Annotated in this window: 22 protein-coding genes; 3 read left to right on the top strand and 19 right to left on the bottom strand. The window is 31.0% G+C overall.

Translation table 11 applies throughout. The features are described 5' to 3' along the window. Positions 1 to 17 precede the first annotated feature (17 nt). On the top strand, positions 18 to 767 hold the full coding sequence (gene dapB, locus CDIF1296T_RS16740; RefSeq protein WP_003438808.1) for a 4-hydroxy-tetrahydrodipicolinate reductase: 750 nt from the start codon (positions 18 to 20) through the stop codon (positions 765 to 767). Between the two features lie 223 nt (positions 768 to 990). Then, the gene (gene dapD / locus CDIF1296T_RS16745) at positions 991 to 1707 is read left to right on the top strand and encodes a 2,3,4,5-tetrahydropyridine-2,6-dicarboxylate N-acetyltransferase (protein ID WP_009898363.1); all 717 of its coding nucleotides are present in this window, start codon (positions 991 to 993) and stop codon (positions 1705 to 1707) included. A 451-nt stretch (positions 1708 to 2158) separates the two neighbouring features. On the opposite strand, the gene CDIF1296T_RS16750 is transcribed toward dapD, so the two are convergent. Then, positions 2159 to 3148 carry an SPFH domain-containing protein gene (locus CDIF1296T_RS16750; RefSeq protein ID WP_018112569.1) on the bottom strand — a complete coding sequence of 330 codons (990 nt, stop codon included), beginning with the start codon at positions 3146 to 3148 and terminating at the stop codon, positions 2159 to 2161. A 439-nt stretch (positions 3149 to 3587) separates the two neighbouring features. On the opposite strand from CDIF1296T_RS16750, the gene dapB (CDIF1296T_RS16755) reads away from it, so the two are divergent. Continuing rightward, on the top strand, positions 3588 to 4343 hold the full coding sequence (gene dapB / locus CDIF1296T_RS16755; RefSeq protein WP_011861884.1) for a 4-hydroxy-tetrahydrodipicolinate reductase: 756 nt from the start codon (positions 3588 to 3590) through the stop codon (positions 4341 to 4343). A gap of 506 nt (positions 4344 to 4849) precedes the next feature. On the opposite strand, the gene bclA2 is transcribed toward dapB (CDIF1296T_RS16755), so the two are convergent. The 18 genes from bclA2 to CDIF1296T_RS19920 all read right to left on the bottom strand — a co-directional run bounded on the left by bclA2 (position 4850) and on the right by CDIF1296T_RS19920 (position 25408). Next, positions 4850 to 6526, bottom strand: coding sequence for a collagen-like exosporium glycoprotein BclA2 (gene bclA2, locus CDIF1296T_RS16760; RefSeq protein ID WP_018112709.1), 1677 nt, complete (start codon positions 6524 to 6526; stop codon positions 4850 to 4852). Between the two features lie 357 nt (positions 6527 to 6883). Next, positions 6884 to 7423, bottom strand: a complete 540-nt coding sequence (gene hpt, locus CDIF1296T_RS16765; RefSeq protein WP_009891688.1) for a hypoxanthine phosphoribosyltransferase — start codon at positions 7421 to 7423, stop codon at positions 6884 to 6886. Positions 7424 to 7750: 327 nt separating this feature from the next. After that, positions 7751 to 9058 (bottom strand): L-cysteine desulfidase family protein, encoded by a 1308-nt coding sequence (locus CDIF1296T_RS16770; protein ID WP_009898374.1) that lies wholly within the window; start codon positions 9056 to 9058, stop codon positions 7751 to 7753. A 424-nt stretch (positions 9059 to 9482) separates the two neighbouring features. Beyond that, positions 9483 to 11258, bottom strand: a complete 1776-nt coding sequence (locus tag CDIF1296T_RS16780; protein ID WP_018112710.1) for a sigma-54 interaction domain-containing protein — start codon at positions 11256 to 11258, stop codon at positions 9483 to 9485. Further along, complete coding sequence (locus tag CDIF1296T_RS19585; RefSeq protein WP_003422082.1) at positions 11255 to 11392, bottom strand: hypothetical protein; 138 nt, start codon at positions 11390 to 11392, stop codon at positions 11255 to 11257. Before CDIF1296T_RS19585 ends, CDIF1296T_RS16780 begins: the two co-directional genes overlap by 4 nt. A gap of 77 nt (positions 11393 to 11469) precedes the next feature. After that, positions 11470 to 12039: a class I SAM-dependent methyltransferase gene (locus CDIF1296T_RS16785; RefSeq protein ID WP_003422084.1), complete on the bottom strand. Its 570-nt coding sequence runs from the start codon at positions 12037 to 12039 to the stop codon at positions 11470 to 11472. 183 nt (positions 12040 to 12222) lie between these two features. Further along, a complete protein-coding gene (locus CDIF1296T_RS16790) occupies positions 12223 to 12858 on the bottom strand; it encodes a single-stranded DNA-binding protein (RefSeq protein ID WP_003422086.1) in 636 nt (211 codons plus the stop codon). A 667-nt stretch (positions 12859 to 13525) separates the two neighbouring features. Continuing rightward, positions 13526 to 14407 (bottom strand): TSUP family transporter, encoded by an 882-nt coding sequence (locus CDIF1296T_RS16795; protein ID WP_009891694.1) that lies wholly within the window; start codon positions 14405 to 14407, stop codon positions 13526 to 13528. A gap of 119 nt (positions 14408 to 14526) precedes the next feature. Continuing rightward, positions 14527 to 15534 carry a proline racemase gene (locus tag CDIF1296T_RS16800; RefSeq protein ID WP_003422090.1) on the bottom strand — a complete coding sequence of 336 codons (1008 nt, stop codon included), beginning with the start codon at positions 15532 to 15534 and terminating at the stop codon, positions 14527 to 14529. A gap of 19 nt (positions 15535 to 15553) precedes the next feature. Beyond that, the gene (locus CDIF1296T_RS16805) at positions 15554 to 16027 is read right to left on the bottom strand and encodes a glycine/sarcosine/betaine reductase component B subunit (RefSeq protein ID WP_009898380.1); all 474 of its coding nucleotides are present in this window, start codon (positions 16025 to 16027) and stop codon (positions 15554 to 15556) included. Between the two features lie 26 nt (positions 16028 to 16053). Next, positions 16054 to 16521 (bottom strand): glycine/sarcosine/betaine reductase component B subunit, encoded by a 468-nt coding sequence (locus CDIF1296T_RS19860; protein WP_003422094.1) that lies wholly within the window; start codon positions 16519 to 16521, stop codon positions 16054 to 16056. A gap of 14 nt (positions 16522 to 16535) precedes the next feature. Continuing rightward, positions 16536 to 17294 carry a proline reductase cluster protein PrdD gene (gene prdD, locus CDIF1296T_RS19865; protein WP_003428092.1) on the bottom strand — a complete coding sequence of 253 codons (759 nt, stop codon included), beginning with the start codon at positions 17292 to 17294 and terminating at the stop codon, positions 16536 to 16538. Between the two features lie 79 nt (positions 17295 to 17373). Beyond that, entirely contained in the window at positions 17374 to 18099 is a 726-nt protein-coding gene (prdB, locus tag CDIF1296T_RS16820; RefSeq protein WP_011861888.1) for a D-proline reductase (dithiol) protein PrdB, read from the bottom strand. 37 nt (positions 18100 to 18136) lie between these two features. Beyond that, the gene (locus tag CDIF1296T_RS16825) at positions 18137 to 18421 is read right to left on the bottom strand and encodes a CBO2463/CBO2479 domain-containing protein (RefSeq protein ID WP_003422102.1); all 285 of its coding nucleotides are present in this window, start codon (positions 18419 to 18421) and stop codon (positions 18137 to 18139) included. A gap of 80 nt (positions 18422 to 18501) precedes the next feature. Then, positions 18502 to 20382, bottom strand: coding sequence for a D-proline reductase (dithiol) proprotein PrdA (gene prdA, locus CDIF1296T_RS16830; protein ID WP_003422104.1), 1881 nt, complete (start codon positions 20380 to 20382; stop codon positions 18502 to 18504). A gap of 428 nt (positions 20383 to 20810) precedes the next feature. Next, positions 20811 to 22571: a sigma-54 dependent transcriptional regulator PrdR gene (gene prdR, locus CDIF1296T_RS16840; protein WP_003428097.1), complete on the bottom strand. Its 1761-nt coding sequence runs from the start codon at positions 22569 to 22571 to the stop codon at positions 20811 to 20813. A gap of 406 nt (positions 22572 to 22977) precedes the next feature. Then, on the bottom strand, positions 22978 to 25125 hold the full coding sequence (locus tag CDIF1296T_RS16845) for a Cys-Gln thioester bond-forming surface protein (RefSeq protein ID WP_009898383.1): 2148 nt from the start codon (positions 25123 to 25125) through the stop codon (positions 22978 to 22980). 154 nt (positions 25126 to 25279) lie between these two features. Then, complete coding sequence (locus tag CDIF1296T_RS19920) at positions 25280 to 25408, bottom strand: hypothetical protein (RefSeq protein WP_009898385.1); 129 nt, start codon at positions 25406 to 25408, stop codon at positions 25280 to 25282. Positions 25409 to 25663 lie beyond the last annotated feature (255 nt).

Raw genomic sequence — 25663 nt, forward strand, 5'->3', positions numbered from 1 at the left:
AATCATAGGAGGAAATTATGTTAAAAGTTATAGCAACTGGTTATGATGGAAAAATGGGTAAGATTTTAGCCGATACTATAAGAGAAGATAATGAATTAGAATTGGTTTGTGTTGCAGCTAGAGGTCTGGATAGCTATGAAGGCGACCTTAAAATTTATGAAGATATGAGTACTATAGTTGAGGAAGCTGATGTAGTTATAGATTTTTCTCATCACTCTAATTTAGATAATATCTTATCTTACGTTTTAAAGACTAAAACACCTTTAGTAATTGCTACTACTGGATATAATGATGACGAAATGAACAAAATACGTGAAGCGGCTAAAGTTATTCCTGTATTCCAATCATATAATATGTCTCTTGGTGTAAATGTATTAGTAAAATTGGTTAAAGATGCAGCTAAATTACTAGAAGGATTTGATATAGAAATAATAGAAAAACATCACAACAGAAAAGTAGATGCCCCAAGTGGCACAGCTGTTATGATTGCTAACGCTATAAAAGAGGTTTTGCCAAACGTTGAAAATAATTATGGTAGATATGGTCGTAGTGCAAAAAGACAACCAAATGAAGTTGGTATTCATGCTATAAGAGGTGGAAATATTGTTGGCGAACATGATGCTCTATTTGCTGGAGACAATGAGGTTCTTACAATAAGCCATCAAGCTCAATCTCGTGGTATCTTTGCAAGTGGTTCTATAGCTGCTGCCAAATACTTAGTTAAGCAAAAACCAGGATTTTATAATATGGACAGCATGTTGGGATAATAGTATAAATATAATAATACACAATATAAATTAAACATATACAATATATATATAATAATATGCAATACAAATCAAACATATATAATAAATTTATTTAATACTATGTCTATACAATAAAAACTAACTAAAATAAAATATAAATAATAAGAAGTAAGTATATACTAAAATTGACAAATAAGTATATAATAAAAGAAATATAATGAAATACAAGGAGAATTAACAAATGGTAAATTTAAACGATGCTTATGAAATAGCAAGGTATATAAAAGAAGTTAAAAAGAAAACACCTGTTAAGGTATATGTAAATACTAACTCTTTACACTTCCAATCAACTGATAAATTTAAGGTATTTGGAAATAATGGTTCTTATATATTTGTAGGTGACTATGATGATATAATGGAAGTATTAGATAAACATGGAAATGATATAACAGATACTCATGTAGAATATGATAGAAGAAATTCTGCTATTCCTCTAAAAAATACTTTAAGTGAACATGCAAGAATTGAGCCAGGTGCAATAATAAGAGACATGGTTACTATAGAAAAAAATGCTGTTGTAATGATGGGAGCTGTTATAAATATAGGAGCTGTTATTGGTGAAGGTTCTATGGTAGATATGAATGCTGTTATTGGAGCTAGAGGAACTCTTGGTAAAAATGTTCACTTAGGTGCTGGTGCTGTTGTTGCTGGTGTTTTAGAGCCACCTTCTGCTACTCCTGTTATAGTTGAAGATGATGTTTTAATAGGAGCTAATGCAGTTATTCTTGAAGGTGTTAGAATCGGTAAAGGTGCTGTTGTTGCAGCTGGTGCTGTTGTAACTACTGATGTAGAAGCTGGTGCTGTTGTTGCTGGTTCTCCTGCTAAAGTTATAAAAATGAAAGATGAAAAAACGGCTGACAAAACTAAGCTTATGGAAGACCTTAGAAATTTAGACTAATTAAATAGTACTATACTATTAATTAAACAATAATATACTAATTTAAAAAATTAATTAAAAAGGTGTCTCTGTGTGAATTTAATTCACCAGAGGCACCCTCTTTTTTACAATATTTTTATCTTTTATTTATAATCATTTTATTTTTTTACAATTCTCTTATTCATTCTTATATCATTTTTATTTCTTGCTGACAAGTATTTTTATTTCCTTCAATTTTTCAATATATCAATGTAATAAACTATTAAACTTTTTATAATTTAATAAAGTGAAAACCATTAATCTTTCTATAATTTAATAAAATGAACTACTAAATTTTCTATATATCAATAGAATAAATTATTAAACTTTTTATAATTCAATAAAGCGAACCATTAATCTTTCTATAATTTAATAAAATGAACTACTAAATTTTCTATATATCAATAAAATAAACTATTAAACTTTTTATAATTTAATAAATAGAACTGCTGTTTACTACTGGTTGTGCATCTTTATTGCCACAAAGCACAACTAACAGATTACTTACCATAGCTGCTTTACGTTCTTCGTCCAAAGTCACAACATTATTTTCACTTAAATTAGTCAATGCCATCTCTACCATACTTACAGCCCCCTCAACAATCTTTTTACGTGCTGCTATTATAGCCTCTGCTTGTTGACGTTGTAACATTGCTGCTGCAATCTCTGGTGCATAAGAAAGATGAGTAATTCTCACTTCACACACTTCAATTCCTGCAATGTCAACCCTTGATTGTAATTCATCTTTTAATCTATCTGCTATTTCCTGACTACTACCACGAAGAGATTTTTCATCTCCATCTTCAGATACATCATATGGATAAAGTCTTGAAACATTGCGAATAGTAGAATCACACTGAATAGATAAGAATGTATTATAATTATCCACATTAAATACTGCCTTTGTTGCATCTATAACCTTCCAAATTACAACCACTCCTATTATAATTGGATTTCCCAATAAATCATTGACTTTCTGCTTTTCATTATTAAGAGTCATTGTTTTTAAAGATACTTTTTTGCCCCTTGAATTAGTTGATATATCTACCTTTTCATCAGATGAAGATTTCGATACATTAATTCTTGATACTGCTGGGTTTATTGCTGAACAAAATGGATTCACCCAATAGTACCCTTCTTTTTTTATAGTTCCATAATAGTTACCAAACAAAACTAGAACTATAGCTTCTTTAGGATTAATCATTCTTAGCCCAAAAAATAGGATAAAATCTACTACTATAAATACAAGTCCCAAAATTAACATAAGTGAACCTATTCCAGTAAATCCACTATCAAGTTTTACTATCCCAAAAACCATGATACCTATTGAAACTACTAAAAATAATAAAATCATTATCAAAGCTGCCACTCCATTGAATACTTTTGCGTCTTTCTCTTGATAAGTTTTTTCTTCTTTTAACATATCTATCACTCCCATCTCAGTATATTAAGTTAAGATATCTCTAATTTAATAATAACACTTTTAACAATTAAATTGTTGAATTTAAAATTAATACTATATGTTTATATATTTTTTATACATCTTTATGCATACATGTATTTAGTTATTTTAATGTATTAATATTGATTTCCAAATAAATCATATGATATATGAATATGGTATTTCAAAATTAACTTTTTAGTTCATGGGGCACTCTTTTTGGTATGAAGTCAAATATATTTTTATCATTTAAACAATGAAAAAGAAATTTATCTATATTTTGAAAAATCCACTTAAATTTTTTAATGTAAGATAAATTGTAAGCTTATTATCACTAATATTATTTTATATAAATTATATTAGTGATAAAATAAACTTATAGAAATATAACAAATTTTTATTAATTTCATAGGAGGAATTTATGTTGAAAGTTATAATTAGTGGCTATAATGGAACAATGGGAAGAGTTTTAGCAGAATGTGTAAAAAAAGATAATGAATTAGAGTTGGTTTGTGGTGTAGCTAGGTCTGCTGATGAAAAAGGTCATCATAGTGATACAAAGCTTTACAAAACAATGACTGATGTAACTGAAAAAACTGATGTCATAATAGACTTTTCACATCATGAGACTTTAGAGCCAATATTGTCATATGCTCTAAAAAATAATACACCTGTAGTATTAGCTACTACTGGATATGACGAAAATGACTTAAATAAAATAGAAGAAGCATCAAAAAACATTCCTATATTATTATCATCAAATACATCTCTTGGAGTAAATATATTAATAAAATTAGTTAAGGATGCTTCAAAGATGTTAGAAGGTTTTGATATTGAAATCATAGAAAAACATCACAATAGAAAAGAAGATGCCCCTAGTGGAACTGCTACTATGATAGCTAATGCAATTAGAGAAGTCTTGCCTGAAAGTGAAAATACACATGGTAGATATGGTAGAGATTGTAAAAGAAAACCAAATGAAATTGGAATACACTCTATAAGAGGTGGCAATATAATCAGCGACCATGATGTTATATTTGCAGGTGATAATGAAGTTCTTACATTAAGCCATCATTCTCAATCTGATGAAGTATTTGCAAACGGTTCTATAGTTGCAGCTAAATTTTTAATTGGTAAGCAATCTGGACTTTATAAAATGTCAGATATACTAGGATAAGTTTTGTACATAATAAATCTCAATCTATTTAGGTATTCATATTCATCAATTTGAATATCTAATTGATTGAGATTTCTATTCTAAAAGTTTATAAATTTTATGCTTACCTTTTAAATATAATCATTTTTCTTAAAGATTATCTTATTTATTGGTATATGGAATTATATTGTTTATTATTTTATAATCTCTTCATCATATAAACCTATTAAATATTATCCTATTTATTGGTATATGGAATCATATTGTTTATTATTTTATAATCTTTTCATCATATAAACCTATTAAATATTATCCTAATTTATTGGTATATGAAATCATATTGTTTATTATTTTATAGTCTTTTCATCATATAAACCTATTAAATATTATCCTATTTATTGGTATATGAAATCATATTGTTTATTATTTTATAGTCTTTTCATCATATAAACCTATTAAATATTATTCTATTTATTGGTATGTGGAATTATATTGTTTATTATTTTATAGTCTTTTCATCATATAAACTATTGTATTCTATAAACTGATACATATCCAGCTGCAGAAGTACCTGTCGTGCCTGAACCAAATGTAAAACTTAAAGTAACAGCTGCTGCTCTAGCATCAACTAAAAAGCTTAAACTTACACTTACATCTGATGAAGTAAGTGTATTTACTGCTTTTGCAATAAAGTTATTTTGAGCTACTCCATTAAAGTTAGTAGTAATTGACATAAATCCTGCAAGTGAAAGTGTGGCACGTATACCGAAAGATACATTGTATATCCCTCCAACTGCAAGATTTATAGTACTACTTGTTGGAAAAGTTATATTAGTTCCATTTATAAATGATGAATTAAATGTCACTAATGTATTATTCACTAAACTTGAAGAGGACACTGTAAATTGTGCATTGTTTGCTGCTAACACTCCTGTTGCTCCTGTCGCCCCTGTTGGACCTGTTGCTCCATTTGCTCCGGTTGCTCCGGTCGCCCCTGTTGCTCCTGTCGCTCCATTTGCTCCGGTTGGGCCTGTTGGTCCTATCGCTCCTGCTACTCCATTTGCTCCCGTTGCTCCTACTGCTCCGGTTGGGCCTGTTGCTCCATTTGCACCTGTTGCTCCTGTCGCTCCTGTTGCTCCTGCTACTCCATTTGCTCCGGTTGGACCGGTTGGACCTATTGGACCTGCTACTCCATTCGCTCCGGTTGCTCCTACTGCTCCCGTTGGGCCTGTTGCTCCATTTACACCTGTTGCTCCTGTCGCTCCTGTTGGACCTACTGCTCCATCTGCTCCCGTTGGGCCTGTTGCTCCTACTGCTCCGGTTGGACCTATTGCCCCAGCTACTCCTGTTGCTCCTGTCGCTCCTGTTGGACCTACCAAACCATTTGCTCCGGTTGCTCCCGTTGGGCCTGTTGGGCCTACCAAACCATTTGCTCCGGTTGCTCCCGTTGGGCCTGTTGGGCCTGTTGGACCTACCAAGCCATCTGGACCTGTTGCTCCTACTGCTCCTGTTGGACCTACCTCTCCATCTGCTCCTGTTGGACCTGTTGCTCCTATTGGGCCTGTTGCCCCAGTTGTTCCTGTTGCTCCAGTCGCTCCTATACTTCCTGTTGGACCTGTTGCTCCTGTATTTCCTGTTGGGCCTGTAGCACCTGTTACTCCATTTGCTCCGGTTGCTCCTGTATTTCCTGTTGGACCTGTTATTCCATTTGCTCCGGTTGCTCCGGTTGCTCCAGTTAGTCCGGTTGGACCTGTTGCTCCTGTTGCTCCTGTATTCCCTGTTGGTCCTGTTATTCCATTTGCTCCAGTCGCTCCTGTATTTCCTGTTGGTCCTGTAGAGCCTGTTATTCCATTTGCTCCGGTTGCTCCTTTGTTTCCTGTTGGTCCTGTTATTCCATTTGCTCCGGTTGCTCCTGTATTCCCTGTCGGACCTGTTATTCCATTCGCTCCAGTCGCTCCTGTATTTCCTGTTGGTCCTGTAGAACCTGTTGTTCCATTTGGTCCAGTCGCTCCCATATTTCCTGTTGGACCCGTTATTCCATTCGCTCCAGTTGCTCCCGTATTTCCTGTTGGTCCTGTTATTCCATTTGCTCCGGTCGCTCCGGTTGCACCTCTAGGCCCCGTCGGTCCTGTTGGACCAGTAGCACCTGTTGGCCCTGTTGGACCTACATCTTGATATAAACTTGGACCTGAAATATCACTCATATAATTAATCCTCCTTTTTTAAAGTTAGAGTAATACTCTATAAATATTGAGTATTACCCTATATAATTATATGAATCGACAATTTCTTATGTGATAATGTATCTATTTGCTTATATCAACATATATGCTTTGATTCTTGAATTTCATTACTTTTTTGTAAAATCTTTTACAATTATTAATACAATTAAAAAACTCATTTCCCATCAATTATTTAAAATTTTTTTATTATGTTATAAAAAATAGATAATTAAATTGCATAAAATTAATTTAATACTACTTTAATTACTTTTTAAATAAAAAAACCTCAACACGATTAATAAAAATCATATTAAGGCATCCACAAAATTATATAATTGCTTATCTATCTTCATCAGTAACATTGAATATATAAGGAACATTTCTATAATAATCACCAAAATCAAACCCATATCCAACCACAAACTTATCTTCTATTTCAAATCCACAATAATCTGGCACTAAATCGACTTTTCTTCTGCTTGGTTTATCCAAAAGAACACAGCATTTTAAACTAGCAGGATTTTTAGCTTTTAAATGTTTTAACACAAAATCCATAGTAAGTGCAGAATCAGTAATATCGTCTACAACCAAAACATCATATCCTGCTATATCAGTAGTCACATCTGAAACTACTTTAACCTTTCCAGTACTTTCTTCATTGTTTCCATAACTAGATGTAGTCATAAAATTAACTCTAAGTGGTAAGTTTATATTTCTAACTAAGTCTGCACAAAATATAAAGCTACCTTTTAATAGAGAAACTACCATAAGATTTTTATCTTTATAATCTTTTTCTATAATTGCTCCTAATTCCCTTAATTTATCTTTAATTTTTTCTTCTGAATACAATACTTCCCATTTTTTTGTTTCTATATCCATAAAAAGACCTCCAATTGTAATAATCCTTCTTAATTTTATAAGAGATTGCTCACTTTTTCAATACTCTTATTCAATATTAGTCAATATTATTGAGTTTTTATGTTCATTCAACAATTATTAACAATGTATCTTATATTTTAAGTAGTTCATATATCCACACTAAATTACATACTATATATTTTAGACAAAAAAAGAAAAAACTTGCACTAACAAGTTTTTTCTATTATACATAAATTTATACATAATCATATTTTATTAGAGGGTACTAATTAAATTTATTTATGCTATTTTTGTTATCCCTCATAATACAAAACATATTATAAAGTACTAGTCAACTTTATTCATATCATTCATTACATTTAAGATTATCTCATCTGTTATAGACATACCTTTGTCACTTACTCTACCTAAGTTTTGTATACTTTGCTCAACACTTGAACCAACTATACCATTTAGTGGTGGTACAAAACAATCTTGCTTAGCTATTATAGCACTTTGTATAGCTGCAGATGCTGCAGAAGATAATTTTAATGCACAACCAGCTTTCGCACCGTCACATATCATTCCACTTAAGTCAGCTATCATATTTTCTATAGCTCCTTCTATTTGCTTTTCAGTACCATTCATAAGCCAAGAGATACCAGCAGTTGCTCCAGTAGAAGCAGCAACACCACATCCACATACAGCAGATAATCTTCCTGTATAGTTCTTAATATAACCAGTTACTAGATGAGATATAGCTAAAGCTTTTGCTAGTCTTTCATCAGATTGTGGGAATTTTTTATTATAAGCAACGATTGGAAGAATTGCTGTTAATCCATGATTTCCACTTCCATTTGAACTCATAACAGGCATTTTTACCCCTGCCATTCTTGCATCCGAAGCTCCAGCAGTTAACATCATTGCATAATTTATAACATCATTACCTAAAAGACCTTCTTCTATAGACTTTTTAATTCCATATCCGACACCAATACCAGTTTTTTGTTTTAATCCATATTCAGCCATCTCTTCATTCATTTTTACTCCATCTAGTAAAAATTCTATATCTTTAAAATCAATTCCTTCTACATTTTTTATTAATTCTTGTATAGTTACTGTATCCATTAAACTTTCAGCTTTTTCTGCCACATCATTTGAAGCTGATACTTTTGGTTCATTGTCTAATAATACTTCTCCATCTTTTTCTAAGAACGTAAAATTATCATGTTTAGTTCTTATTCTCACTTTAGCAATATGATTTTTTCCTTTTAACACAACTTCTATAAATACTTTCTCTCTTGTATCAGCAGGTGTTATTGATAGTGGAGTATTATCCATATAATCCTCAGCTATTTTAACTTCCTCTTTTGTTAGAGTTTCTAACACACTTAATCCATTTTCAGAATGTCCACCTACTATACCTAGAGCTGCTGCAATTTTTAATCCTAATCTTTCAGTACCTGGTATACCTACGCACATACCATTTTTATAGATACTAGGACTAACTAACATACGATTTTCAACTATTTCTTCTCCTAATAATTCCTTTGCCTTTGCACATGCTAGAGCTAAGGCTACTGGTTCAGTACACCCTACTGCTGGTTTAACTTCTGCCTTTAACATTTCCACTAATTCTTTTCTTATATCTCTCATTATATATAAACCTCCCAATTAAGTTTAGATTTAGTACTCAAATAATTAATTAAATAATTTCTTATCTATATTTATAGCAAAATACATGCCATATTTTTTATATCTTTTTATATTTTTAGTCTTATATTCTATAACCATTGGTATGACTGCTTCTATTTATGTATTTTTTTTATTTACATAGAGTATTTATATTCTTTAAAATGGATAAACATATGACAATTTCGCAAAAAGACAAAAAAAAGTCTCAAAATGAGATTCTATATCATTTTGAGACGGCTCAAATGTATTATTTTTTAACTTATAAAAACCATTTTTTAATTCATAAAAAAAGATTCTGCAAAACACTTATAGTATAAGTTTAAAGCTTTCTTTAAAGTTATGAATTTAGAAAAATTTAAATTTTATATAGCTTTTTATTATATTACTATGAAATTATATTGTATTTTTCAATTTTTCTATATAATGTAGCTCTTGATATTCCAAGTGCTTTAGCTGTTAATTCTTTATCTTTTTTATAATCTTTGTACTTATTTAAAGCTTTTATTATCTCAATCTTCTCTAGTTCATCAAGTGGAATTATCCTATCGCTTTTAACTTCTAACTCTTCTACAGAGGTATTCTTAATTTTTTGAGGAATTACATTCATTGTGATTATTGAAGAAGAAGACATATTCACACTATATTCAATAATATTCTGCAACTCTCTTATATTCCCTGGCCACTTATATTCCATCATAGCATCAACAACCCTGCTATCTATGTCAATAACATTTTTATCTAATTTTTTTGAATACTCTTTAACCATATGCTTGATTATAAGTGGGATATCTTCTTTTCTCTCTCTTAAACTTGGTAATTTTATAGGTATAACATTTAATCTATAGTATAAATCTTCTCTAAAAGTGCCATTTTGAACCATTTTTTCTAAATCTTTATTTGTAGCAGCAATAATTCTTACATCTATTGAAACATTTGATTTACTTCCAATTTTATTAAGTTCCTTTTCTTGTAATACTCTCAATAACTTTGACTGTAAATGCAAACTCATATCTCCTATTTCATCTAAAAATATACTTCCCTTATGAGCTACTTCAAACATTCCAAGCTTTCCACCTTTTTTAGCTCCAGTAAAAGCTCCCTCTTCATATCCAAATAATTCACTCTCTAATAAATTATCCGGTATAGCAGCACAGTTTACAGCTATAAAAGGATTATCTACTCTATTGCTATGGTTGTGTATGGCTCTTGCAAATAGCTCCTTACCCGTTCCACTTTCCCCAGTAATAAGTACTGTTGATGTTGATTTAGAAGCTATTAGGGCTTCCTTTTTAGAATTTCTTATAGCTACACTTTCTCCAATTATGTTTTCCAATTTTATTCTATAATCTTTATTCATCTTATTGTAGTTTTTTATAGCATCTCTTTTATCTATAAAATCAATAACATATCCCTTTAACTCATTTTTTAATACTATTTTATTGATATTGTATATTCCCTTCGAATCATATCCATATCTTTTATAAAAAAAACTACAGGATTTGTCCTTCTTAAAGTTATTTATAGAAGGTTTCTTTATAAAATCTAATTCGACAAATATGTTTTTGCCAGTTATACTATCTTTTATATTGAAAAGCTCTTTAAATTTTGAATTATATTTATCAACTTTTCCATCCACATCAATAGACACAACAGCTTTGTCCATATTGTTTAATAGTGTCTCTAATTTTTTCTTTTCTAATTCAAGCTCATAAGTTTTAATTTGTGCTTTTAATTTATTAGATATTAGGTCTGCCATTTTGCCTAAAAAGTTTATAAGACCACTTTTATTATTTTCTATAATTTGTGCTTGTTCTTTTGTAAAGGCTATAAGGCCTATAACACCATGAGAATCGCCATCACATATAATAGGACAACACACCTCTGCAAACTCTACACAAGCCCCACTTTTATAGCATTCCCTACATATATCACTACTCTTTGGGTCATCAATTAGTATTGTAATCTGTTCTGTAAGTGATTTTTTAAAAGCCGTATATTTATCTACTTTCTCACCTATTTTGTCTATATATACTCCTGTACCTGCAATCCTAAATAACTCCTTATTTACTATAGTTACATCTATATTGAGTACTGATACTATAGCTTCAGCTATATTTTGAATATCAGATTTTATATATTCTAAACCTATCATAATCATCATTCCTTATTTTTCTTTAACATAAGTATTTGTCTTATTTCTTTAAGAATCAAGTATATCTTATTTAAAGTAAATTGGATTGACATCAGGATTACAAAGAGCATAACAATTATTATTAACTCATAATTTATTTCCATCTAAACATCTCCTTATAACAAAAGACTAGGCTTAACCTAGTCTTTTATATTATATCCATATTTATATTTTAACTCATTTATCTTCTTTTTCCCACATAAATATATTTTAATTTATTTGACTCTTTAATCATACCATCAAAGTTTAATCTTGAAAATATATTAAATACTTCATGTGGATAGTGAATCTTTGCAACAGAACCACAAAATTTATGTTTAAGATAGTTTAACTTAACTTTTAAATTCTTTAAATTTAAATCCTCTAATATAACCTCTCCATTGCCCTTTAACACTCTTTGTATTTCAGATGAAGCTTTTTCACAATCTGTAATAACATTAAATTGGTCAACTATTATTATCTTGTTGAACTGATTATCATCAAATGGTAGAAACTCTAACTTACCTTTAACTACATTGCAATTTTCATTATACACTAGAGAATAACAGACATCTTCATAATTACTATTCTCCAGTATAGTTACAGAAGTTCCAAGACCTCTCAATCTCTTGCCTAGGTTTCCTATATGACCAACAAGCAATATTTTATCACCTACATTATACTCAATTGTATCCAAAAAACATTCTAATTCATCAGATGTATATTTAGCTTTAACCGGCTGTTTATTTATCTGACATAATATGCTTTTCACAATGCTTCACCTCTTCATTTCCTCAATTATAAATTATGTACAGATTACATTATAATAAATGGCGAGCAACTATTCAAGAGATATTTCATTAGTATTTTTTTAAACAATCTTTATACATTTTAATATGATATTATACCAAATTTATTAGGATTTTATTCATAAAAATCAGTCTATTTTTCATGTTTATTCATTGTTATTTTCATCCAATTTTTTTATTTTCGATATGGATACTTCATATGCCATTTTTTTGACCACATTATTTTCATCTATTTTTTTCTCATATTCTCTACTTTGAACCCTACCCCAAAGCTGTATTCTATCACCAACCTTTAGATTCTTTGCAAATTTAGCATTTCTACCCCAAACTATTGATGGTATATAATCAGATTTATTATAAGGTCTGTTTATAGCAACTAATAAATCGGTTATTTCCCTTCCTAAAGGTGTCTTCCTATACACAGGTTCCTTACATACATATCCATCTAAAAATATACTATTAGGGTCTTTATTTTCCTCGTCTATGCTTTTTATTTCTCTGACAAACACTGTAAGCACTAATCTATTTTTATTATTTAATGTTTTGTTATATGATCTTAATTGGCCTACGACATTGACTAAATTTTGTTTATCAAGGTCAATATCTTGGAGAAGTCTTTCTGATACAGTCATTGGAAGTATATCAAAAGAATCGCTTAGTCTGTTTATTTTTATTTTCATATTATAAAATTTTTCTCCAAATATCTCATGGCTAAATTCTAGCTTATTGTCTAACTCCCCTCTTAAGTTTACTACGTTATTCTCATCTTTAACAGCTATCATATTTTATCCCTCCACAATTGTTAATTCTTATATTTCTGGTATCAGCTTATATAATAAATATATTTATAAGGGATGTATTTTATTACAAATCTTTGATTGCTGTTTAAAAGTTTTTATTTAGTTATAAATTTCATTTAATATTTCACTTTTATAATTATAAAATTATTATCTTTTTGTACCACATATACTAATTAAACTACCTATTTCAGTTTTATATTAATTATAAAAATCCTATTATATAGTTAATAAGTCATATATAACTTAAATTTATTCACTCTATATAAGCAACTTCAACGAATTAAATTTATTCAAATAATTCAGATGAATATTGAGTCATTATAAACTTATTTTTCTTAATTATAAGTTATATTAGACTTATTACAGGTTATATTTTTATTAATCTGTATTAATATATGAACATTTATTGAACTTATTGATTATAAAATTTAAATATTTAGCTTTAAATTATGCTTTATTCTTTAAAAATACAACGTTTTTTACATTAAATCTACTAAATCACTATATATATTACATAATTGGCATGTTAATTGCTTTATATTAATTTAGTAAATAAAAAACTGCCCTAAAATATTAATTCAATATTTTAAAGCAGTTTATAATCTTTATTATTAGCTGTAATATTTAATAAACACTAAGTAGTCTTTAACTAAGCAGTCTTTTTGTTTTTATTTGCAGCCATTATCATTGTAGCAGAAGTATAAGCTATAACTACTATTACTAATGCTTTTAATATATCCATTGGTAGAGTTTTTACTATATATGCAGCTACGAAAACTCCTATTAAACCACATATAGCTATTATAACTGATGCTTTTTTAGTATATGCATCTTCTTTTATGAATTTCATACTTGCAACTGGCATTAATAATGCACAAGAACCCATAACTATTGGGAATGCAACTTTTGCAGACATTCCTAAGAAATAAACCATTGCCATACCTGGAGCATATAAACCTATACCAGCTGTCATTAAAGCTCCTAGTATAAAGTTACCTATTACACCTATTACTAATTTAACACCAGTAAGACCTAATTCATTTCCTCCACCTGGTAATACGTTAATCCAAGGATGACCTAATAACATTAATATTGCTGTTAATGCTAAAGTTACACCCATAACAAGTTGTATTTTTCTCTCGTCCATCTTAGCTATTATTCCTGCACCTATATATGAACCAACTGCTGCTGCTACAACCATAGATACTAAAGTAACACCATCAACTGGTATGATTGATGTAAATATGAATGCTTCTGTAACAACTGGAATAGTATGTGCTACGTTTAATGTACCAGGCATTTTTTTATCTGGTATATTTAACTTTAAAGCCTTTGACATTGCTATTGTTGGAGCAAATGACCCTATTCCTAATGTATCAAAGAAGTCTGTTATAAATCCTGTTACAGCAACTTTTGGAGTACTTTGTTCTTCTAGTTTCCCCTCTTTGTTTGCTTTAGCTACGTCTTTACCAAACACAACTGCAAAGATTGCTGCGAATACTACATATAATGCCTTTAAGATTGCTACCATAATCCATCCTCCTATTTTTTTATTTTTTCATATATTCTGAATCTTATAGCCTAAAAGCTATAGAATAGCAACCGACAAGTGGCTACTATTCTATTTTAATTTCCTAATTTATTTATTACTTATTTAAGAATAAATCCATGTTTAAGTGGGTCTTCTTCATCTATTACAAAATGATTAAATCCAGTTATATAAGCAGAACCAGTTATTTTAGGTACTACAGCATTGAAATCTGCAACTTTAGTTTCTTCAACTATTTCACCTTTGAATAAAGTTCCTAATATACTTTCATATACGAATTTTTCTCCTACTTTTAATTCACCTTTAGCATGTAAAGTAGCTAATTTAGCACTTGTTCCAGTTCCACATGGAGATCTGTCAACTTGACCTTGACCAAATATAACTACATTTTTGTAAGTAGCTTCTGGATGAGTTGGCTCATCATATATTTCAACTAAGTCTACAGTTTTTATATGAGCTAAAGTTGGATGTTGTATTTCTATTTTCTCATTTATTATATCTCTAAGTTTCATAGCTAGTTCAGTTAATTTACCAGCATTTTGAGGTTCGATTTTTAAACCTAATTGACTTGCATGTATTATAGCAAAGAAGCTTCCACCAAATGATATGTCAAATTTAACAGTTCCAACACCTGGTAAGTCAACTTCAACACCTTCTTTATATAAGAAAGCTGGTACGTTTAAGAATGATACTTCTTTAGCTTTTCCATCTACAACTGTAACGTCTCCTCTTATTATTCCTGCTGGAGCTTCCATAACTACATGAGTTACAGGCTCTACTGCTGGAACTACACCTGTTTCTATAGCTGCTGTCATAGCTCCTATTGTACCATGGCCACACATGTTAAGGTATCCGCCACCATCCATGAAGATTATTCCAAAGTCAGCATCTGGGCAACAAGGTTGAGTCATTACAGAACCAAACATATCATTATGTCCTCTTGGCTCTAACATTATAGCAGTTCTTAAATAATCTAGATTTTCCTCTAAATATTCTTTTTTCTCAGGCATAGAATTTCCTTTTATGTTAGGTATTCCACCTACAACTATTCTAGTTGCTTCACCTGCTGTATGAGAGTCTATAGCTTGTATACTTCTGCTAAATTTCATATCAAATTCCCCCTTAGGTTTATTTTGCGTCTTTACGCATTTTTAATTTTAGGAAAGCCAATGCTTTTTTAACATCAACTTCATCCATGTGATTGTCTCCAACTACTTCTGTTTCTATGTAGCCTGTTGTCTTTTTATAATCAATTATGGTAGCTTTATCCAAATATGGATTGGTAATTACTAATCCATCTGCTCCCATAATAGTAAGACCTACTGTAGGTATATCTGATTTTACAAACTCTGCTATAGCATTTGTAAAATCAATATGTTGGTTTCCTGCCATATCTAAAGTTATAATCACTCCATCAGGTCGCAATGATTCAATCCATCTTCCAAGTCTAGTTGCTAAAAATGTTTTCCATTCATTGTGCTCTGATGTCCCAACTACAACCACTCCTAACAAGTCTATGTCAGAATCATTATCTATCAAATCTAGTAACGGGTCTCTAAATATATGAAGTGATGTGTTTTTCATTGATGTAGAAATTCCCACAAAACTCATTCCCTTACTTAAATTTTTTATCCATGTTTTCTCATTTTAAGTTTTAAAAATGCCAAAGCTTTTTTAGCATCTATTTCATTTGTGTTGTTTTCTCCAACTACTTCTGTCTCAATACCTTCTTTTGATTTGTTCATATCAACTATGGTATCCATATATTGATTGCTTACAACAAACTTAGCTTGAGTCCCATTAAATGTAACTCCAACTACAGGTATATCTCTTTTTCCTATTTCCTCAAATGTGTTAGCGTAGTCAACATGTGAGTTTCCCCAACCATCTGATGAAACTATAGCTCCATCTACTCTCATGGCTTCCAGCCAAGCGGCCGTTCTTTGTCCCACAAAGGTTTTATTTTCATTTCCATCTGGAGTTCCTACTACTATTACTCCAAGTAAATCTACATCCTTATCACTTTCAACTATGTCTAAAAGTGGGTCTCTAAAGTGATGAAGAGATGTTTCTTTTGTTGAAGGTCCTATTCCCATAATATCCACCTCTCTTAAGTCATAGCTCTAAGGGCACCATCTCTGTATTCATTAGGAGATATAATCATAGGTACATTTCCCATATCTATAATTGATGTTCCTCCTTCAAATCCACTAGGTTCCTTTGAGAATAACTGATTGTCATACATAGCACCTTGACCTGCTATTTGTTTTACTATGACAACCTTTTTTGCATTTGGTCGAATTTTGTCAAAATATTCACGAACTTGAGTAGCATTTCTTCCGTCTTCCATTTTCAAAGACGCTCTTATTTCTTGTATAAAATCATCACATGCTCTGAATGCTGCAAGTGGAAGTGTTCTTTCAAAAGGTAAACCTCCCTTTAAAGTTACATCTACATGGATTATATAATCTTCAACTGATGGAGTTCCATATCTCCCAAATACCATTTGGTCTTTCAAAATTCCTTCTGAAGAACCAAATTCATGCATTTGATTTCCATCTTCATCTGCACCAGTTAACATTACATATACACCCGTTAAAGTATGTGTAATACCCTCTCCCAGTCTGCCTAAAACTTTTGTTGATATTGGTATAATGTCCATAATAGTATTAATTTCTCTGTCATAATCTCCAGGTTTTATAATGTCTACTTTTATGTCTGTTATTAACTCTTCTCTTTCTTTTATTTCATCTATACTTGATAAATCTATTGTAAGTACATCTTTCTTTATAGAAGTTTTTGAACCGAAATTAACTTCATTCATATGAAACGGTTTTATAACAAGTCTTCTCATTATTTTTTCTTCCATAATATCCACCTTTGTTCTTAAAACCCCTCTCCTAACCGTGTAGGAGAAGGGTTCTATATTTTCAAATATAAATTACATTTTAAACGTGAGCTTTATATTCGTATGGTAATGGAACTATCTTACCAGCAGATGGTATTGCAACTAATTGCTCTAATGTATCTCTTAATATATGTGTTTGCATTTCTATATTATGTGGTTCACCAGCATTAGCACCCATTGGAACTAATGGAGCAACTGCTCTAGGAGTTCCGTTTTGTCTAACTACTGGAGGAAGAGCTGCTATTATTATTGTAGGTATTCCAGCTTCCTCTATTGCTCTCTGCACGATCACGGCAGTTCTATGGCAAGTACCTCAGCCAGCTGTCATAACTACACCGTCTACTCCCTCTTCCTTAAGTTTAGCAGCGATAGCAGGACCAGTTTCTTCAGTGAAGACATGTTGGTTTCCTCCACCACCCATGAATGCATAGTGCATAGGAGCTACTCCTTTGATAAATCCTTCTGCAGCTAATTCATGTAATCTATCTATAGGGAACATACAGTTTATATCTTTGTTTACATCTCCATTGTCATATCCACCATGTGATACCATCATTTCATCAACTGTAGCTGTATTAGGTATAGCTCTAAATGTAGTATCTCCTGCTAGATTAAATCTCTTGTCAGATTTTAAATGAACACCAGCTGCTGTAGCTAAAGCTATAGTCATATCTTTTAATTCTTTAGTTACAGGAGTCCAAACTGGAGGAGGTGTTATTGGAACGAATATTTCAGATTGAAGTCCTTGTACTGTTGTAAGGCTCATATATTTCCTCTCCCTTCTATTTTCAAACGATTATTTATTATTTTTCTTCTTGTTTTGATTGCATTTCTGCTTGTTTTTCTTTTTCTCTCCTAATATTTTCTACATACTCTTGATTAGGCTCTGGACTTAATACCTCAGGATAGCTTAGCATGAATCCAACTTCTTGACCTATCTTAAGTTCGTAGTCAGTTATAAGCATTCTATTAGGTATTTTAAATTGTCCAAGTCTACCTTTTAGGTCTATAGTCACTCCACCACCTTTGATGTCAACTATAATACCTTCATAAAAAGTCTCTGATGAGATATATTTTAACCTATCCATTATAATTCTACCTCTCTATACTGTTTTAAACTTGGATCTAAATTTATGTTATTGTCTAAATCTTAGTTAGTATCTAAATTTTAGTTTTCGTCTTTTTCGTATATTTCTCTTCTCTTCTTACTCATTGGTAGAGATTGCTCATTCTCTTCTAATACTATTTTTTCTCCTGTAACTTTTTCTATAGCTTCTATGTTATTTAATTTAACATTTGGATTCCATTTTCTTTCAGGAGCTTTAACTTCTACACCTTCTATAGCATTTTTAAGCATAGCCATTATTCTAACAGCATCTTCTGGAGCTAAAGTGTTGTTAGATAATATTTCATTCTCTATACCTTGCTTAGACTTATTGTTGTCTACCATGTGAGTCATGTATTTATTACCAACAACTAGAGCACCTTGAACAGCTGAGAAACTTACACCAACTACTGGTATACCTCTCATACCTATTTGCTCTATGTGAGATGCGAAATCTATATGGTTGTTTCCGAAACCTTCAGTAGTTACTACAGCTCCATCAACTTCCATAGCTTCAACTAACATACCTAATCTCTTAGATACATAGAATTTCTCAGCATTTACTTGTGGAGAACCAACAAATACAACACCTACTAAATCTATTTCTTCGTCTTCCATAGCTCTTATTACTAATGGCTCTCTCCAGTAATGTCTTGACATTTCTTTTGATGCAGGTCCTATACAAGTTAATGCATGGATACCACCATCTAATACTTCAAGTGGAGATAATACAACTGGCATGTTTCCTAAGTCAACGTTTGGTTGAGCTCCTAATGTACCAACTGGCTCAACTGGTAATATTAGGTTATCATGCATTGCACCTTGTCCCATTATTTCTTTTATAACAACAACTTTCTTTTTACCTTCTCTTCTGTATTGCTCTATTACTTCTTCATCAACTACTAAAGAGTTGTCAACTTTCTTTAATGCTTCTCTTATTTCTTGAGTTACATAGTCAAATGCACGGTGAGCAGCTAAAGGTCCTGGTCTTTCCATGTTAGTTCCTGCTTTTATTGTTACTTGACCTTTGATGAATATTTCACCTTTGTCAGCAGCACCTGGTCTACCCCACATTATAGTAGTATTTAACTCACCTTCTGAAGAACCAAATTCACCTATTTGAACTCCATCTTCATCTGTACCAGTTAATACCATTACAGCTCCATCTATAACTCTAGTTATACCTGAACCTAATTCGCCTTCTTCTTTAGTAGCGATTGGTTGTATATCTAATACAGCTTCACTGTAAGTTTCATATTTATCAGGAGTTATTATTTCTAACTTCATATCTACAACTAACTCTTGAGTTTCATTAGCTTCTTTACATATTTCTTCTGCGTTTCTGATGTATAAAGTAGTTCCTTCTATTTTAGTTTCATCAGCAAATTCAACTTTATCTATTTTAAAGTGTTTTTTAGTTAAGCTTCTTAAAAGTTTCTTTTCTTCAACTTTTGGAGCTACTTCTGCTGCTGCACTTGCCACTGGAGCAGCAACGTTTGCTACTGGAGCAGCAACTCCTGCTTGACCAGCTACTGATAAAGGTATCTCTAAGCTTATGTTCTTACCTTCACCTATGTGTATTTTAACTGTTTCACCTGCAACTCCTGTGCTTACTGGAACTACTGCTGCTTCTGATACTGGAGCTGCTTCTTCTACTGTTTCTTCTACTACTTCTTCTTTAGCCTCTCCTGCTTTGTATCCTTCTACGTTATCTGTAGTCATTGGAGAAAGTGCATCTAAAGTTTCTTTTAACTTAGCTCCTAGTACTTGACCTATAGTTAATCCATTTTCTGGTATTGTTAATAATCCAGAATCCTCTAAGTCTGCAAATATTGCTGGATCTTCTAAGTTTTCTGGCGCTATAATTGTTCCCGCTTCAAATCTACAACAACAAACTGCTGGGTCATTTGCATGGGCTTGAGCTGTTTCTAAAGTTATTGACATAGTATAAAATACCTCCTTACATTATTTTCTTATTTATTATTTTAAATCTCAATTCCTCAACAGGTAACCCCTTAACTGAGAAATTAAGTAAATTAAAACCTACATAATTTGTTATGATTAATATTATTTTTTTCTCACTTAAAGTCACTTTATATTATAAGCAATTCCTATGCCAACTTATTAACAAAAAGATTTTTTCTATAATAGATTCTTCATCTATCGCTATTTTTAGCCAAATATTATATAAATATTTATTTAAAATATGTTATTTTTTGTATTTGTAAACATTTTCTCAAACAAAAAAAGTGTCAATTAATCAACACTTTTTCATTTTTTTTAACACATCTATATACACAACACTTATACAAGCGTTGGCTTTACTAGGTTTTAAATTAAAGTTTATCATTTTGTCAAAATTTAGTCATGTGTCATATTTTAGACACATCTATTTTGTATTGGTCTATCTTATAATACAAAGTTGTTCTGGGTATATTTAATATCTTAGCTGCTTTAGCTTTATTTCCATTAGACATTTTAAGTGCCTTGGTTATATTCTTTATTTCAATTTTTTGAGTTGCCTTCGTTAAATCTAAAGGATACTCTTCTTCTTCAGTACTATTATTTGTAGAATCCATCATATAACTTGGTACATCATCCACATCTATTTTAGAATTTTGTGACAATACAACAATATTTTCAATCGTATTTTTTAATTCTCTAATATTACCTTTCCATCTATAATTCTGAAATATATCTATTACATCTTTGCTAATTGTAAGAACAGGCTTATTATTTTGTTTACATATCTCCTCTAAAAAGCTATGAACCAATAATCCTATGTCTTCTTTTCTCTCTCTAAGTGGAGGAATCTTTATTTCAACAACATTTAATCTATAGTATAAATCTTCTCTAAATTTTTCTGCCTTTACCATTTTACTCAAATCTTTATTGGTAGCTGATATTATTCTAGGATTTATTTTTATTGTGGTATCTCCACCAACTCTTCTTATTTCTTTTTCCTGTAATACTCTAAGCAACTTTGCTTGCATACTAAGAGGTAAATCGGCAATTTCATCTAAAAATACAGTTCCATCTTTTGCAAGTTCAAATATACCTATTCGACCCTTTTTACTTGCTCCTGTAAACGCACCTGATTCATACCCAAAAAACTCACTTTCAAATAACTCATTTGGTATGGCACTACAGTTAACAGGTATAAATTGACCTTTTCTCTCACTATAATCATGAATAGCTCTTGCAAATACTTCTTTACCTGTACCACTTTCGCCCCAAATAAATATGCTACTATTTGTTCTAGCCACTTGTTTTGCAATCGCTTTCGATTTTTCCAATTTATAACTTTTACCTAAAATCTTATCAAAACTACCTTTAGATAAATTTTTGACTTCGTTCTTTAGATATTTTAATGTATCATTTACTTTTTCAAGTTCAAGAGCTAATATCTTAGCTTCTGTAACATCAACTTCTGTACATACAACACCGATAAATTCTTCTTTATAAAATATAGGATTTGCATGAACTAATGCATACATATTTTCTTTTTTATCTGTAAAATACAAGTCACTCATTCCAACTTTACTATTTAGTACTTTTTCTGAAATAGTATTTTCCAAAAATTCATTCATCGGTCGACCAACTATATCTTCAGACTTTATATCATACCTTTCCTCCATAAACTTATTCCACAAGATAACAACACCTTCGTTATTTATAGCACAAATTCCTTCTTTAATTTGACCTATAATATACTTCAAAGTTAATCCATAATCTTCTAAATGCATATATAGATAGTCCCTAATGTGCTCTTGTTTTAGAACTCCAATAATTTTATTATCTCTAAGAACAGGAAGAATCCCTATATTTTTTAATATCATTATATCTCTACATTCATCTAAGGTTAAACCTTCGTTGACATATATTACATCCTTCTTCATTATAAGTTTTACTGGTTGACCTTCATACTTTTTATGCATCTCATAAAGATTATGTATATCCGTCATGGATATAATGCCTTTTAATTGGTCAGATGAATCTATTACCATTAGAGTTTTTGTGTTGCTTTTTATCATTTCTTTTATTGCATCTTCAATTCTTGTGTCTTCGTCTATAGTTGTAAATTTTGTATCCATTACCTCTTCTACTTTTTTTACTTCTGGTATCGAAAACATAAAGTCCCCCCTTTATAGTAGTACCTCATCAAAACTTATTTATATATATTTATTCTAGCATATTATAATAATTATTTATTAAATAATTATTATTAAAATTTATTAAGTAATTAGCATTTAAATTTATATAATCACTTTAAAATTTATAATTAAATTTATACAAATGAAATCAAATGAATTATACCCTTAGTATATTATTTTTTCAATACTATTTTCACCTTCAAAACATTTTTCTATTCATCAAACAATTAATGAATGCCTGTATCCAATCATAAATTTAAGAATATAATTAAGATAGATATTTTTAAACAAACTATATTTGCATATTATATTTACATAAAAAAGCCCCAAAATGACTTATAAATCAATTTGAGACTTTTTATTTTAAACTTAATAATAATCTAGATTAATTTCTTTTTATTTTACATTGATACGCTAATCCACAAATTGCAATGACACTAATAAATACATATGACATTAGCTGAGTTTCATCACCTGTTTTTGGTGATTTTATTATTGTATCATCTCTTGATAGTTCTGGAGTTTTTTCCACTGTATCACTTACTGATGGTACTGGTGGATTTAACACTGTATCATCTGTTGGTGGCACTGGTGGATTTAGCACTGCATCCTCCATTGGTGGCACTGGTGGATTTAACACTGCATCCTCCGTTGGTGGTACTGGTGGATTTATTATTGTATCATCCATTGGTGGTACTGGTGGATTTATTACTGTATCATCTATTGGTGGTGATGGTTTTGGCTTATGTCCATTTGTATCATCTGTTGGTGGCACCGGTGGATTTACAACATCATCATCTATTGGTGGCACTGGTGGATTTACAACATCATCATCTGTTGGTAAACCTATATTAAAGTTAACTTCTTGACCATTCTTTTTCTCTATTGTATAACTTAATAAATTTTGCTTGCTAGATGGTAATGAAGATGAATGGTCTTTTTGTCCTAAATCAAGCACTGCCTTATAATATTGAATAGCTTTTGGAAAAATATAATCATAAGATACAGCAGAAATATTAGCTTTGGCATCTGGTTTTCCAACACTCTTAAGTTTAAATTTCTGTTGCGTTGAAATTTCTACTTCGCCTGTACCTATTATATTACCATCTACATCATAAGCAGTTACTCCATCTGGTAGTTTTAACTTTACTACACCACTATAACCTACTAAGGCTACAGCTTCTGTTTCATAAGTACCATCTTCATTTTTTTCAAAGTTAATCTTAGTTAAACCATTACTCAAACTAGGTTTTCCTGTATCATTTGGCTTTAACTCTTCACGACCTGCTTTTAACAATGCTTCTAAATAAGCTTTTGTATTTATCGCTACTTCTTTCCTCTTCTGATACTCCGCTCTTTCCTCTTCAGTTTTTGCTCTTTCTATAAGTTTATCACAAAGGTTTATAGAACCTTGATACTGCTTAAGTCTTTCTTGTTCATCCATTTGTCCAAGAATAATCCAAATTGCACTTTGAGTAGCTGAGTAAGTCATCAATTCATTTTCTTCTCCACCTAAATTAAATTGTTGCTTATATCCAAATCCATCAAATTCAGAACCTGCATATAGTATAGATTTAACTGCTTCTTCATTTTGGTTTTCTTGACCATTAAAATCTTCTGCTGGTAAATATGGACTCTTTCCATTACTACTTGGTGGTCTTAAATGATTATTGTAACAAAATGCAGTTTGCTCTCCATCTTCACCTTCTATTACATATTTGTCGTCTTTTGAGCTTGCTCCTACAAGACCCTTTATTACATAGTCAAAAGTTAAAGTCTTTGTAATATCATCAAATCTTAAATCATGATAAGGTCTATCTGAACCATCTATTTCTTTTAGTAAACAAGAATTTTTTACTTTTGCTTTTTTGTCATACCATAAGCTAATAAATGAGTCTTTTGAAGTAAAAACTTGGTTAATTTCTGATTGTTCATCTGCCTTTACATCTTCTTCATCTTCCCAAAAGTTATATACTATTTTATTTATTTGAGATAAAGTCATATCAAGAATTTTATCAATATCTTGTTTTAAACTCATTTCCTCTATAACTATTTTTTCTTCCAATGGTTTTTCTTCTTCTGGAGTTTGCTCATCTAATGGTTTCTCCACATCTGGCATCTGACCATCTGATGGTTTCTCCACATCTGGCGTCTGACTATCTGATGGCTTCTCTCCATCTGGTATCTGACCATCTGATGGTTTCTCTCCATCTGGTATCTGACCATCTGATGGTTTCTCTCCATCTGGTATCTGACCATCTGATGGTTTCTCCCCATCTGGTACCTGACCGTCTGATGGTTTCTCCCCATCTGGTACTTGACTGTCTGATGGTTTCTCCCCATCTGGTACCTGACCGTCTGATGGTTTCTCTACATCTGGTGTCTGACCATTTGATTGTTCTTCTCCATTAAGTATTGTATCATTGCTAGTCACTTCGTCAGCATAAGATACTATTGGTGTAAATGCAGTAAATACCATACTAAAAGCAATTACTAAACTGATTATACTTGATTTTTTAATTTTTGTTTTCAAAATTCTCCTGATACTAAAAACATATATTGTATTCACTTAATATAATTAAAATTATTAAATATTATATGAATCTTATTCAATAATACATCTTTAGTGTGTTCAATTAGGGTCGTTACTCCTAACCAGTTCTCCTATGAACTTCTTAATATTTCTATTAAGCACAGACTATCTCATTACCTAACCATAAATTAGGTACTCCCCATTTCCCCACACTTGTAGGTACGAGATTTCTCTCTAGTCGTTGAAGTTTCTTCTTTTCGAAGCTTACCTGCTGATTATCCATTTTCAAGGCACTTAGGATTTAACCTTATGCTATCTAACTAATTTTTTCTACTTTCGTAACCTCAAGTGCTTATTAAATGCACACTCTATCACACTTATCCTTATTTCATGATTATGTTGTGGTTTAGTTAGCTTTAGGAACTTCCAGCAATTAAAGGAGTTTTGGGCAGATATCTGCCACTCTACACTCGTTATGAATGCAGGGAGCATTTCAAAAATATATTTATATCTATCTTCTATCAATTACTTATTTATG

The organism is Clostridioides difficile ATCC 9689 = DSM 1296 (assembly GCF_001077535.1).
Taxonomy (GTDB): Bacteria; Bacillota; Clostridia; order Peptostreptococcales; family Peptostreptococcaceae; genus Clostridioides; species Clostridioides difficile.